Annotated in this window: 9 protein-coding genes; all 9 read right to left on the bottom strand. The window is 60.1% G+C overall.

The genetic code is table 11. The features are described from left to right. Positions 1 to 27: 27 nt before the first annotated feature. On the bottom strand, positions 28 to 3,528 hold the full coding sequence (addA, locus tag HEQ60_RS08375; protein ID WP_168071269.1) for a double-strand break repair helicase AddA: 3,501 nt from the start codon (positions 3,526 to 3,528) through the stop codon (positions 28 to 30). Then, the gene (addB, locus tag HEQ60_RS08380; RefSeq protein ID WP_209315480.1) at positions 3,525 to 6,518 is read right to left on the bottom strand and encodes a double-strand break repair protein AddB; all 2,994 of its coding nucleotides are present in this window, start codon (positions 6,516 to 6,518) and stop codon (positions 3,525 to 3,527) included. Before addB ends, addA begins: the two co-directional genes overlap by 4 nt. 12 nt (positions 6,519 to 6,530) lie before the next feature. Continuing rightward, positions 6,531 to 7,301, bottom strand: a complete 771-nt coding sequence (locus HEQ60_RS08385) for a nucleotidyltransferase family protein (protein WP_168071270.1) — start codon at positions 7,299 to 7,301, stop codon at positions 6,531 to 6,533. Beyond that, complete coding sequence (locus HEQ60_RS08390; protein ID WP_168071271.1) at positions 7,298 to 8,323, bottom strand: aminoglycoside phosphotransferase family protein; 1,026 nt, start codon at positions 8,321 to 8,323, stop codon at positions 7,298 to 7,300. The genes HEQ60_RS08385 and HEQ60_RS08390 overlap by 4 nt, the downstream gene beginning before the upstream one ends. Further along, positions 8,320 to 8,793 carry a tRNA (adenosine(37)-N6)-threonylcarbamoyltransferase complex ATPase subunit type 1 TsaE gene (gene tsaE, locus HEQ60_RS08395; protein ID WP_168071294.1) on the bottom strand — a complete coding sequence of 158 codons (474 nt, stop codon included), beginning with the start codon at positions 8,791 to 8,793 and terminating at the stop codon, positions 8,320 to 8,322. The genes HEQ60_RS08390 and tsaE overlap by 4 nt, the downstream gene beginning before the upstream one ends. A gap of 78 nt (positions 8,794 to 8,871) precedes the next feature. Beyond that, positions 8,872 to 9,624, bottom strand: coding sequence for a tRNA (guanine(46)-N(7))-methyltransferase TrmB (gene trmB / locus HEQ60_RS08400; RefSeq protein ID WP_245183855.1), 753 nt, complete (start codon positions 9,622 to 9,624; stop codon positions 8,872 to 8,874). Between the two features lie 13 nt (positions 9,625 to 9,637). Next, the gene (gene metK, locus HEQ60_RS08405) at positions 9,638 to 10,807 is read right to left on the bottom strand and encodes a methionine adenosyltransferase (RefSeq protein ID WP_168071272.1); all 1,170 of its coding nucleotides are present in this window, start codon (positions 10,805 to 10,807) and stop codon (positions 9,638 to 9,640) included. A gap of 230 nt (positions 10,808 to 11,037) precedes the next feature. Next, positions 11,038 to 11,565, bottom strand: coding sequence for a helix-turn-helix domain-containing protein (locus HEQ60_RS08410; protein ID WP_245183856.1), 528 nt, complete (start codon positions 11,563 to 11,565; stop codon positions 11,038 to 11,040). Between the two features lie 343 nt (positions 11,566 to 11,908). Then, a complete protein-coding gene (gene lnt, locus HEQ60_RS08415; RefSeq protein WP_168071273.1) occupies positions 11,909 to 13,516 on the bottom strand; it encodes an apolipoprotein N-acyltransferase in 1,608 nt (535 codons plus the stop codon). Positions 13,517 to 13,520: the final 4 nt, after the last annotated feature.

Consider the following 13,520-nt stretch of genomic DNA (forward strand, 5'->3'; position numbering starts at 1 on the left):
ACAGAGTGAACTGTTCGTGCCCGGCAATCAAGTTGTTTGGTTCATTGCCGGGTCGGCTGGCAGGGCTGCATCCAGAAGATCGCAGGGCAGGGGCATAAGCCATGGGCCCTCTGTCCACAACAGCGCGCACTGTATGTCACGCTCTGGCCAGATCCTGCGCAGGACAGCCCGGTAGGCAGCCATCTGGAACAGATAGGCCTCCGGTACGTCATGAACATGCTGTGGCGGATGGTGGCCGGATTTGAAATCTACCGCTGTCACAGCATCGTTCTCGACCAGGAGGCGGTCAATTACCCCGGATATGCTGGTTTTCCCGATGACACCCGAAACAGGAACCTCGGCTAGGGACCCCGGGCCAAAGAGGGGGATAAACGAGGGTGTGTTCAGGACGGTCATGACCTGTTGCAGGATAATATCCTGCTCAGCCGGATCCAGGCCCCAGACCGGACGGGACAGGAAGGTTCTGGCCGCGTGTTCCCTGACAGCCTGTTCCCGTTCCGGCAGGTATTGCAGGAGGGTATGGATGATCTTGCCCCGCTGTCGACGGTTTTCGTCTTGTGGTCCATGCATCAGGGGAGAGGTGGCCGGTGGATCGGTAACCGGTGGCCGGGATGGCATCAGGGGGCGTGAGGGAACCGGCTCTGCAGCAGGCAGGATGCGCAGCAGGGACGGAACTTTGGAAACCGTGGCCGGGGCTTCGGCCCTGTGTTCCCGTGTTCGTGGGGGAACAACCTGTGGGCAGGACAACCGCAGCACGGTTGGTGTCTCAAGGGTTCCATCCGCTTCCAGGAACAGGTCCCGGACTGTTTCGGCCAGCGGTGCCAAGGCACCCTGTATCAGGTTGTACCAACTGTCTTCGGGGGATTCGCGTCGGGTGTCCCAGCCGCAGATGTAAAGCCTGTCCTCAGCCCGTGTCATGGCCACGTAAAGCAGGCGACGGTATTCCCGGGCGGCAGCTGTTCGTTCCGTTGTAACCAGGGCCTCGGTCACAGGTTCGCGGAAGGCTGCGGATGGTGGCCAGAACATGGCAGGGTGTTCGTCGTTGCTTGACTCGTCCCACAGAAGAGCCGGTACCCGGGTCGGTACTTGACGGGTATCCGGCAGAAAAACAACGGGGGCCTGTAAGCCTTTGGAGCCGTGTACGGTCATAATACGTACCGCACCCGGGCCATTGCTGTCATTTTCCTCCAGGTCGCGGCGGATATCCTGGGAACCGGTTTCCAGCCAGTGCAGGAAGGCTTGCAGATTAGGAGGGTGGCCGCGGTCATAGGTCAGGGCAAGGTTCAGGAATTCGTCGATCGGGTCGGCGGCATCGGGTCCCAACCGCGCCAAAAGTCTGCTGCGACCGCCCAAAGGTCCCACAATGTGGCTGAACAGTTCGAAAGGCGGCAGAAAGTCCGCTTTCTCCATCAATCCACGCAGGGTTGCCCAGGCCGAGGCAAAGGCCGGATCCCGGTCACGGTGTTCGCGCAGGGATCGCCACAGGCTGACACCGCGTTGGCGCCCGTGGGAAACCGTGAACAACTGCTCTTCTGTCAGGCCCAGAATGGGGCCTTTCAGTACACAGGCCAGGGTCAGGTCATCTTCGGGCAACAGCAGGCTGTATCCCAGTGCAATCAGGTCCATGACCGCCATCTGTTCGGTCAGGACCATTCGGTCGACGCCCGCCACCGGGACATCCAGATCTTTCAGGCAACGGACCAGATCATCAACAAAGCCGCTGCGCCGCCGCACCAGAACCAGGATATCACCGGGGCGAACCGATCGTCCCTGGCTCTCCAGTCTGTCGCTGCCGTTGGTCATACGCTGGATACGCCGTGCCAGCAACCGGGCCAACCGGGATGGTGCGCTCTCGCCCCGGATGCGTTCGACGGGCGGTTTCCATGGGGGAGGTTCTTCCAGGGCTGTTGCAGGGACAGGTGGCCAAAGCTCCACCAATCCTCCCTGTCCGGTCCGGAACGGATGGTGGCTGACTGGTTCCCCGGCTGCAGCAACACCATCGACCGCATGGCCTTGCCGGAAGACAGCATCAACAGCCTGAAGAATGGCTGCTGTGGACCGGAAGGAAACATCCAGGGTTATATCCTCGAACGGATAACCGGATTGCGGGACCATGTGGGCAAAAAGGGCGCGGCTGCGGTCGAACTCATCCGGGTCCGCCCCTTGGAAAGAGTAGATGGACTGCTTGCGGTCCCCCACCGCGAAAAGGGTGCGGGTCCCCTGTGGGCGGTTCCGCCCATGTCCGTCGAAGAAGTCAGATACCAGAGCCTTGATGACAGCCCATTGGTCCGGGTTGGTGTCTTGCGCTTCATCGATCAGGACATGGTCCAGGCCACCGTCAAGCTTGTAGAGAACCCAGGCGGCCGTATCGGTGTGCTGTAGAAGCCGGCGTGTCGTGAGAATCAGGTCATCAAAGTCCATCTTCCCCGCCCGCTCCTTGCGGATCTGGTACTCTGCCGTCATGGATCGGGCCAGTGTCAGCAAGGCCAGAGTCGCCCTGAACGTGACAGCGGCTTTCAGGCGGGTGTTGGTGCGGACAATCCGCTCTGTTTCGGCATCCAGTGTTTCCAGGATGTCAGGGTTGTTCTCCCGCACGGCTTTTGAGGGGAAACGGGACCGTGACCGTGGTTCTCCATCCGCCGTCAGGAAGGCACGGCCATAGTCCGACCACGTTGCGCAACGTTCCGGGGTGTCGGCAGCAAGCCAGCCGGTTATCCGCTCTGCTGCCTCAAGGTCGGTCTTTCCCCCCTGTGCCAAGGCCATGGCAAGGTTCTTCAGCTGCGCAACAGATATGTAGTCATCCCGGGCGGCCTGCTCCAGGATACGGTCCGGCGTGTCGTTGATATCCAGGCCCAGGCGCTGGGCAAGACGGAAGGAAACGGGCTCCAGCCCCTGTACCAGAAGTCGCGACAGCCGCCCCCGGTGGGTTGCGATATCGGCCATCAGGGCATTGAACGCATCTTCATGAACATGGCTGGTCACAAGAGCCAAGGCAGAGTGAAGGTCCGATGTTTCGTCTTGTCGGGCTGCCAGAAGAATGTGTTCCCGGGCTTCAAGCATCAGTGTGGCGGCATCACGGTCTTCCATGACGGCAAAGTGGGGTGCGATCCCTGCCTCCAGGGGGAAGCGCCGCAGAAGCGCCTGGCAGAAGGCATGGATCGTCTGGATTTTCATGCCTCCCGGCACATCCAGCATCCGGGCAAACAGGCGCCGCGCCGTGTCGCAGGTTTTCTGATCCGGCGCATTTCCTAGAAGGGCTGTCAGGGCGTGTTCGAGATGCTCGTCTGTTGCAATGGCCCATTCAGAAAGGGTTCGGGCCAGACGTGTGGACATTTCCGCAGCGGCGGCCCGGGTGAAGGTCAGGCACAGAATACGCTCCGGTGCACTGCCCGACAGCATCAGGTTCAGGACCCGGTCTGTCAGCACCTTTGTCTTTCCGGTTCCGGCGTTTGCCCCTACCCATGCCGAGACAGCCGGGTTGGCTGCTTTTTTCTGTGCCTCGCCGGCACGGACCCCCATGGTTTTCATGCCCCATCTCCATCGGCATCGCCGGCAGCAGCCCACTCCCTGACCCGAGCCAGGTGCAGCCAGTCTGACCAGGCCGGCGCTTTTCCGGGGTGGGGGCGTGCCTCGTAGGGCGTATCGGGTTGGGAGAAGGCGTCGATCAACCCTCTCAACCCTTCCAGAGCTTGTTTGGCCAGGGTATCCGGTGACAGCCCATGGCCACAGGCGTTTCGTTCTTCTCCTCCGTTGGCAGATCCCTTCAGGTGCCAATACAAGAGGGATGTGATCGTCCGTCCGGCAGGAATGCCGGGGAAACCGCCGTGATGTGCAATCAAGGCCTCCAGTGGCAGTTGGGGTGAGAAACCGGCTGCCACTTCACGGGCAGAGGGCGGGGCCCCGGTCTTGTAGTCCACGATGACCAGGCTGCCATCCTCCAACAGGTCAATCCGGTCAGCCTTGGCGGTCAGAACGAAGTCGCCCAGATCCAGGCTTCCGGATATCTCCACGAATGTTTCCCGTATCATATTCCGCCGCCCTTGCTCCTGGATGGCAAACCAGCGGGCCAGCCGCTCAAACCGGGGCCACCAGAAGGCCTGGACGGATGGCCGGGCGATGGTATCGGCAAATACCTTCTGCCCACTGGCCAGCAGTTCGGCTTCCGGATCAGCAGGCAGCATGTGCGGGAACCGTCGTATGAAATCTTCCAGTGCCCTGTGCACCAAAGTTCCGTAGTCAGCCGGGCCAGGTTGGGCATCCAGAGGATCAAGGGGGCGCAGCCCCAGAATATGGCTGGCATAGATGGCATAGGGATCGCGCATCCATGTTTCGATCCGGGTTGCGGACAGGGCACGTGGCCTTGATTCGACCGGAGGGCGGGGGGCCGGGCGTCGTACAGGTATCATCTGTTCAGGGCGGTCAAACAGTTCGGCCCATTTCAGCCATGGATGCTCCGGTTCCGGAAGGGCAAGGCCGATAGCGGACAGGACCGTTTCAAGACGCAAGAGCCAGCGTGAAGGAACAGTTGGTGTGCCTTCTACCTTCAGCGAGCGGGTCAGGACGACATGGGGGGAGCCAAGCACCGTTACCAGGTCATGCGCGGTATGCCCGACCTTTTGCTCCGGCAGGGGAAGTCCGAACGCTGTCCGCATCGGGCGGCTCATCCATGGATCGGCACCGGGACGGGGGGGCCAGACCTCTTCATTCAGGCTTCCCACAATCATGATGTCCGCCTGATGCAGGCGGGCTTCCATGGGGCCAAGAATATCCAGGCGGGGGTGACTGCCAAAACGGGTGCGTACGGTACGGCCGCGCATCAGGGCATCCAGCAGGCCAGGATAGGCCTGCGGACGGATCTGCCCCAGCACAGCAGCGTGCTCTGCCAGATCAGCGGCAAAGGATGCGGCGGCCATACCGGCATCGGCATCCCACAGCCACAGGGGGCCGGGTCTGTCCGGTGTTGTGGCCAGGGCTTCGGCCATCCGCATGTGCGATTCCAGCAGGATATGCAGTGGTACATCCTGTTCGGCCATCAGGGCGATAAAATCCGCACAGCAGCGCTCCAGTGCATCCAGGAGAGCAGACAGGCTTTCATCCATGGCCCCGGATGCCAGAGCCGCAGCCCGCAGGCCCGCAATCCCCGGGGCCGGCCGGACACCGCGCAGAACGCCCAGCTCCAGACGCCTGACGCTATCCCGGAACACGGCGGCATCCAGTCCGGCACTACACAGCGGGTGCTTCAGAAGGGCGAGCAGAGGGACAGGGGCAAAGCGCTGGGCGACCATGTCGGCCCCCAGACGGAGGAACGCTCCCGGGGGGGTGACGGCCAAGGGGCGACCGGCTGAGTCATCAACCGTAATGCCCCAGCGGGTTAGATCTGCTGCTACCCGTCGGGCAAGGTCCCTGTCCGGTGTCACCAAGGCACAGGTACGCTCCGGTATCGACAGGGTATGGCGCATCAACAGGGCAATTGCAAAAGCCTCTTCCCGCGGGGAAGGGCAGTCAAGGCGGGTTATGCCTTGTACGGTCTCTTCTGCGAGGGGTTTGATATGCCGCCACGTGTGGGTTGTCGAGGCCGGGCGCATCACTTCGCTGCACAGGCGTTCCCGGTCGGGGTGTGCCGTGCGTATGCTCTCTACGCAGGGCCAGTCATGCACAGCATCACGGGTTTTCCCAAGCCGGTCCAGCAGGCGCTTGAGCGCATGTTGGGGATGGCTTTCGTCGATGGCTTCCCAGCTGTCTGCATCCAGGTTGCGGTCCAGTCCGGGGAGAACAACGCGTCCCTGTGGCAGCGTCGTTATGGTGGCAAGGAGGCTGGCCACGGCCGGTATGGATCCGGTAATGCCTGCAGCAAGGATCGGACCGGACGGTGGCGTTGTCTGCCAGGCGCGGGCGCGGGCCAACAAAAGGCGGTTCCGGTGTTCCGCAGGGTCCAGGCAGCCCATGCTCTCCAGGATGACGGGCCAATGCCGTGTCAGAATGCTCAGGAAATCGAGCGTAATTTGCCAGTGTCGGGCATAGTCTTCCGGCACCAGTTTTTCCAGGGCATCAAAGCCCAGTCCCTCGGTCTGGACCTGGTCAAGGAGTTGCGCCAGTTCGGATGCCAACAGGGCAGCCCGGTCCGGGGTGCAAGCCTGGCCGGTTGCCGGTGCCGCCAGGATCAAACGGGTCAGCAGCAGCTGGCGATGCAGGGGAGAAATGGGGGGGCGAATGTCCATTGTGCTGTCATCTGTTGCAGACGTATCGGACAGCAGGGGCAACAGTGTGATCTCATCCGGGTCGGCAACCGGCAGCAGGCGGGGGAGGAGAAGGGCCTTGCCGTTCGACTGGCGCAGAAAGGCCTCGCGCAGGGTTCGCACAGCCCTGCGTGTGGGAAGCAGAAGGGTGTAGGCAGCCAGCTGCATGGGGTCGCTGCCCGTTTCCTCCAGCAACCCGCGAGCCAGGGTATCTGCGAACGGAAACCGTGCGGGGATATTGAGAAGGGATTCCCGCACGGTCACGCCAGTATTCTGGTGCATGGGAGGCAGCAGTCAGCGCACGACCGCTGCGGCATTATCCGTCGTTGCCGTTGCGGGGTGTTCCAGGTGTTGCAGGATCTGTTCCGTTCTTCCAATGGCTTCGGGCGTTCCGACGTGGAACCAGGGGCCATCATGAACAAGACCGTGCAGGCGGTTTGTTGCCAGTAGCTTGTCAAACACCATGTTCAGCGAGAACGGGCCGGATGGCGTATCCATGAAAGCGGCGGGGCCGATCATCATGATGCCGGTATAGACCAGTGGTGCTTCGGTTTCATGGTCCTGAATACGGTGCAGGACACCATGTTCGTTGCGAAAGAAATCACCTCGCCCTTCGTATCCGATGGCCTGGGGTTTGTTTTGCAGCAGAAGCAGGGCATCCATCCGGGCCGGATCCCAGTACCGGGCCAGACGGGGCAGCGTCGCCTCGCTTCCATTCAGCCAGACAATGTCGGCATTCAGGATCAGGAACGGTGCATTTCCCAAGAGGGGGAGGGCATTGCGTACCCCACCACCACTGTCCAGAAGCTGATTGCTTTCGTCAGACAGAAAGATGTTCGGTGCCCCCGTTCGTGTGGCCAGGTGTGCCCTCATCTGATCCGGATGGTGATGGATGTTGACAACAGCTCCGGCAACACCAGCATCTGCCAAGTGATCCAGTGTGCGGTCCAGCATCGTTTTGCCCAGAACACGGATCAATGGCTTCGGGGTATGATTGGTCAGGGGACGCATCCGTGTGCCCGTACCGGCTGCCAGAACCATAGCCATGCGGGGAAGAATGCTCATGCCGGTATCCTTTGCCTTGTCTCATGGGGAACATGGCAATTCAGCCATGCGTTCAGGGGGCCAAGCAGCGGGTTCTGGCAGGCTTGTTCCATCAAGCGCCAGACCCGTGGCAGATGTGGCAGGTAGACAGGCTTTCCGTCCCGTTTCCACAGCCGGACAAACAGCCCGATCACCTTTGCATGGCGCTGGGCGGCCATGACAGACCACGATGCCTGGAAAGCTTCCCGGTCCAGCCCGGGATTGCAGTCCAGATAGTAGTCCTGCATGGTCTGAACCAGACCCGGGTCGATATCGCGCCGGGCATCTTCCATCAAGCTCATCAGGTCGTAGGTCAGGGGGCCACGCACGGCTCCCTGGAAGTCCAGAAGTCCGCACGCTTTCAGGCCCTGTCGGCCGGGGAGCAGCATCAGATTTTCGGCATGGTAGTCACGCAGGACAATGCGTTCAGGTACGGCACGGGCTATGGAAAACAAGGTGCTCCACAGAGCATCATATTCGGCTCGTGCATCGTCTGGAACGGGGGTTGCACAATGCAGGCAGAACCAGTCGGGCAGATATCCAACCTCAGTCAACAGGAACGCATCATCGTAGGCGGGCAGGAAATCCGGTGCCGGTGCCTGGTGCAGAGCGGTTTGCACATCCATTGCCAGGGAATACAAGTCGCTTTCCCGCGAGCCGGATCCCAGCAGACGGGCATAGAGATCATCACCGAAATCCTCCAGCAGCAGGAAGCCTTGCTCGGCATCTTCAGCCCGTATGGACGGGGTTGATAACCCCAGGCCAGCCAGGTGGCGCCCGATCCTGACAAACGGACGTACATCCTCCGTGGGGGGCGGGGCGTCCATCAACACACACGTTTCCCCGGTTCCTGTGTCCCGAAGGCGATAGTACGTTCTGAACGAGGCATCCCCGGCCAGAAGGGAGCATGTGGCATTCCCCCATCCATGGGCCTTGCGGAATGCATGCATGGCTGTAAGGCGGTTCGGATCGGGACGGCGGGGGATAAGAACCTGATGTGTCATGTGCTCAACCCTGCCAGGCGAGGGGCCCACATCACCGGACCCGAGAAGTGTGCATGGCGCTGCCCACCATCGCCAATAGACAGGGCAAGGCGCAGCGCATGCCGTGGAAGCCAGTGGCCAAGCTTGTCGGGCCATTCGATCACACTGATTCCTCCCGCAAACGCATCTTCTATCCCCAGCTCCAGGGCATCATCGGCTTGCTCCAGCCGGTACAGGTCAAAGTGCCAATAGCTTGCCTGTGGGGCATTATAAACCTGAAGAAGGGTAAAGGTAGGGCTTGGAACGTCTTCATCCGGGGAGTCGAGGGCAGCCCGGATCAGGGCCCGGCTGAGCGCTGTTTTCCCGGCCCCGAGATCGCCTTCCAGAGCCAGGACATCGCCGGGGCGGAGAATAGCGGCCAAGGCATGGCCCAGACGTACGGTGGATGCCTCGTCGGACAGGGTCAGGGATGGGAGTACAGCATCAGTCATCCCGGGGTTATACCCCATACAGTTGTCCTGCAACAGGGGGGAGAATGCGGGCAGTACCAGCACAGGCTGTGTCCGGGGTTATCCCCTTGGGATACGGTGGAATGTAAAGTAGTGGGGCATGCGCCCTTCACGGTGGGCCTTGGCTTCATAACGACTTTCTACAGCATCAGTCCAGCGGTCACGCCAATCCGCCGGTCTTTTTGGATTCCAGCGGAAAAGGGGGTGGGCCGGGGCTACCGCAAGGGTGTGTCGTACGTAGGTTGGATCATCGGATGCAACCCGCAAAACAGCGTTGTCCTTCATGACCCGGGCCAGGAGATCCAGATTCCACGGGTTGATGAAGCGTCGTTCCCGGTGCCGGGTTTTGGGCCAGGGATCGGGGAACAGAAGAAAGACACGGTCCAGGCAGGCATCTGGCAGAGTATCCAGCCATGGGCGGACGTCATCCCCATAAATCCGGATGTTGCCCAGATTACGGGACTGGATATGCGACAGAAGTTTGCCGATTCCGTTCACAAAGGGCTCGGCACCGATGAACCCGACATCCGGCCTGGATTCAGCTTGGGCAGCAAGGTGCTCGCCGCCCCCAAACCCGATTTCGAGCCAGACCTCCTTGACCGGATGCCGGAACAGGGTTTGCAGGGTCGTCTGCTCCCCTGTTCCGGGCCGGGTGATTTCCAGCTCCGGGAAAAGCGTGTCCATCAGCCCCCGTTGGACAGAGCGCAGGGTTTTGCCATGACGGCGACCATAAAAGCGACGGCGCTTGCAATCACGCATGTGCTTTTTGTTTTCGGTATCCCCGGGGTGCATAATGGTAACGCTTTTCTGCATCAGATCTGGATTCTCAGGCGCCGAACTCAGCCTTCAGGGTATCGGCGAGATCGGTTTTCTCCCACGAGAAGCCACCATCAGCTTCCGGTGTCCGGCCAAAGTGGCCATAGGCCGCAGTCCGGGCATAGATCGGACGGTTCAGGCCCAGATGCTCGCGGATTCCGCGCGGGCTCAGATTCATCATGTCCGGCAGGACTTTGGCAATCTTTGCCTCGTCAACCTTGGCTGTTCCAAAGGTGTTGACGTAAAGGGACAGGGGCTTTGACACCCCGATGGCATAGGAAACCTGGATCAGGCATTTTTCCGCCAATCCGGCAGCAACAACGTTCTTTGCCAGATAGCGTGTGGCATAGGCTGCCGAGCGATCCACTTTTGTCGGGTCCTTGCCAGAGAAGGCTCCGCCGCCGTGGGGTGCGGCCCCGCCGTAGGTATCAACGATAATCTTGCGACCGGTCAGACCGCAGTCCCCGTCGGGGCCACCGATGACAAAACGCCCGGTCGGGTTGACATAGAACTCGCTTTCCGGGCACATCCAGCCATCCGGCAGGACCGATACGACATGGCGACGGACCAGCTCGCGGATTTCTTCGGAAGACGCGTTGAAGTGGTGCTGGGTCGATACAACAACGGATGTGGCGCCCACGGGCCTTCCGTCAACATACCGCAGCGTAACCTGCGACTTTGAGTCCGGGCCCAGCAGGGTGTTGCCGCCATGACGTTCTTCGGCCAAGGACTTCAGGATCCGGTGGGAAAACTGGATCGGGGCGGGCATAAGTTCTGGCGTTTCGGTGCAGGCATAGCCGAACATGATCCCCTGGTCGCCTGCGCCTTCGTCCTTGTTGCCCGCAGCATCCACGCCTTGGGCAATATCGGAAGACTGGCTGTGGATATGCGAAATAATCTCGCAATCCTTCCAGTGGAAGCCATGCTGCTCGTAGCCAATATCTTTTATGGCTTCGCGGGCGGCTTTACGGAAATGCTCATGGGTCAGGTGATCCGGCCCACGCACTTCCCCGGCCAGGACAACGAAATTCGTGGTGGCAAGGGTTTCCACGGCAACCCGTGCATAGGGATCCGAGGTCAGAAACAAATCGACAATGCTGTCCGAAATACGGTCGCAAACCTTGTCCGGGTGTCCTTCAGACACAGACTCACTGGTGAAAAGATATTCGTTCCGGGCCACGGGCCTTACTCCACTCAAGGGGTTACACCACATACTCCCCACTGCACCCCATTCCTGACGGAACAGCTCGCAAAAGGGTGACCGCACAAGCACGGTCCGGCAATCCGGCACCTTATGGCCAGATCATTCCTGTTGGGCAGGAAGTATCGGAAAGGCACCTGATATGCAAGCAACCTGTGTTGACACACGTGCCTTGTGCGGGTTTCCCTTGTGTTCAGGCGGTACCCTGCTCAGTCATCGTCTGTTTCTATTTTGTCTTCCTCTTCCGACAGCAGGGTAGAGTTTGACAGGGCAGACAGGGTTCGTGTCAGTTCGTAAATACGCCGCCGTACGGGTGCTTCGTTGATACGGCCGTAGGCACGGACCAGTTCAAGAGTTTCCCGGCTTTGCATGGGGGCCGGTGATGCGTTCTCTTCAGGATACGGTCCGTCTTCCTCTGCTTTCTTGATTGTATTGACGTAGCGTGGGGACTGACTGGCCGTATCATTGGCCATGTCCTCGAAAAAGTGACTGACCGGGACCCCCAGGACCCGGCTCAGATCCCACAGGCGCGACGCACTGATGCGGTTGGCGCCGCGTTCGTATTTCTGGACCTGCTGGAATGTCAGCCCAAGCTCTTCAGCCAGAGTACTCTGACTCATGCCAAGCATGGTCCGGCAAAAACGGACGCGGGCACCCACGTGAACGTCAACCGGGTTGGGTTGGCCGGACGGCATGCGCCCCCGGGCAGCCCGCAATGATTTGTTGGAAGTGTGCATGATGTATACTCTTTTGTGTCTCTCACTGATGTTTGGTGACAGTGGCCCCAGGATCCGGATCCCGACCGGATCATGTACGTGTCTTTGCATTATGTTTTGCTTTCTGGACCGTGTACTCTGAGGCCATGCATTCCCCGGGTTGATAGCGGCAAGGCAATTCAAGGACTGTCATTCCGCAGGATCAAGCGTAGAAAGTTTGTCACCATTTTGCTGGTATAGGTTGCGTATCTTGCCGCGTCAATCACTTGTATACGTCACAATAGCTGTCATTTCAGCCTGTTGGCCACGTGATGCTCCGAAGGTGATCTCGCCCTACGGTGCTATTTTCTGCTTTGGGCTGTGCTCAGGGGGAGATGTGCTGGTCACTGAAACGTGTGCGCAGGGCAAGTGCTGCAAACAGTAAAAGAGTTGCGATCCACAAGGGAATCCTGTGGTGCCAGCGCCCATAAACGGTTTCTGGCAGGGCATGAGGAAGGTTACTGTCTACAAAGCCGGCTGTCTCAAGGCCGAGGGATTTGACGACCCGACCCCACGGATCAATAACAGCCGATATTCCGGTGTTGGCAGCCCGAACGACGGGAAGTCCTTCTTCCACGGCCCGTCCAATGGCTGTTGCCAAGTGCTGATAGGGTCCTGTGGATACGCCGTACCATCCATCATTCGTCAGATTGAGAATCCACTCCGGTCGCTTGTCCTGTTCTGTAACCGCACCGGGGAAGATGATCTCATAGCAGATCAAGGGTGATACAGGCGGCAGCCCTGGCAGTGACAGGGTCCGTGGCCCTGCCCCGGCAGAATAGTCCATGTGTCCCGGGGTAACCTTGTCGATTGGAAGGATGGAGCGCAGGGGCACATATTCCCCGAATGGAACCAGGTGCGCCTTGTCAAAGTGTTCTTGCAGGGATCCGCTGGCATCAACGGCAATCATGGAATTCCAGATCCGGGCAGGTTTCTGTCCCGGAGGGGTCCGCCGTATCGCGCCGGTTACAAGAAGCGGCGTGTGGGCACCGTTGTGTGCGGCTTGTTTCGGGACGGCAGACAGGGCAGAGCGGAGTTCAGTATCGGTTACGCCATCTATAGCCCATGGGAGGGCTGTCTCGCCCCAGATAACGTGTGTTGGTGCCGGATCATCTGGATCTGGCGGTACCATGGACAGCGTCATGTACTGCCCAAGGTTTGCCATGCGCGTTCCCTCCTGCCATTTCAGGGTTTGTGGTATGGCGGGTTGAACAAGGCGCAAGCGAACCCCGGAAACGGACGGTGCGGGTTCCTCCGGTATGCGTGCTGTTCCGGCTCCGACCATAACGGCAAAAAGGATCCCTACGATACCCACGGTGTATCGGCCACCGGGATAGAGCAGCATGACGGGCAGCGAGGCCATGACAACGGTGACCAGTGAAAGGCCGGTGATGCCAATCCAAGCCGCAGTTTGCAGGACGGGGAGAGTGTCAGTCCACACACTGCCCAGAGGATTCCAAGGGAAACCTGTCAGCAGCCAGCCGCGCAGAAGCTCCATGACAGTCCACAGGGATGCCAGACCCAGAATGCAGGACAGCCCTTTCAGGCGCAGGGCATGGACGAGGGCTGTTGCTGCGCCTATGTAGGTTGCCATAAGTGCGGAGAGGCCGCCAACAGCAAGGGGGACCATCCAGCCAAACCGTACCGGATCCAGAAGCAGGGCATGGGAGATCCAGTAAAGCCCGGCGCAGAAATGCCCGAAGCCAAAACTCCATCCCATGAGAAAGGCATGTCTGCGGCTATGTGCATGCTCCAGAACCTGTATCAGGACCGGGAACGAGACAAACAGCACCGGAAGAAAGAAAACAGGTGGCAAGGCCAGGGCCGACGCAAGGCCTGCCGCAAAAACAAGCACCAGCTGCCGCATTACGGAAAGACGAGCTGGGTAGAGGGCTATTCTGGCAAGATGTTCCCGGAAAGATTCAGGTGCCAAGAGT

The organism is Haematospirillum sp. H1815, from assembly GCF_012102705.1.
Lineage (GTDB): Bacteria > Pseudomonadota > Alphaproteobacteria > Rhodospirillales > Rhodospirillaceae > Haematospirillum.

Bases quoted from the DNA above. Each gene is read 5' to 3' on its own strand.
- addA (WP_168071269.1), bottom strand. From the start codon at position 3,528: ATGAAAACCATGGGGGTCCGTGCCGGCGAGGCACAGAAAAAAGCAGCC.
- addB (WP_209315480.1), bottom strand. From the start codon at position 6,518: ATGCACCAGAATACTGGCGTGACCGTGCGGGAATCCCTTCTCAATATC.
- HEQ60_RS08385 (WP_168071270.1), bottom strand. From the start codon at position 7,301: ATGAGCATTCTTCCCCGCATGGCTATGGTTCTGGCAGCCGGTACGGGC.
- HEQ60_RS08390 (WP_168071271.1), bottom strand. From the start codon at position 8,323: ATGACACATCAGGTTCTTATCCCCCGCCGTCCCGATCCGAACCGCCTT.
- tsaE (WP_168071294.1), bottom strand. From the start codon at position 8,793: ATGACTGATGCTGTACTCCCATCCCTGACCCTGTCCGACGAGGCATCC.
- trmB (WP_245183855.1), bottom strand. From the start codon at position 9,624: ATGCAGAAAAGCGTTACCATTATGCACCCCGGGGATACCGAAAACAAA.
- HEQ60_RS08410 (WP_245183856.1), bottom strand. From the start codon at position 11,565: ATGCACACTTCCAACAAATCATTGCGGGCTGCCCGGGGGCGCATGCCG.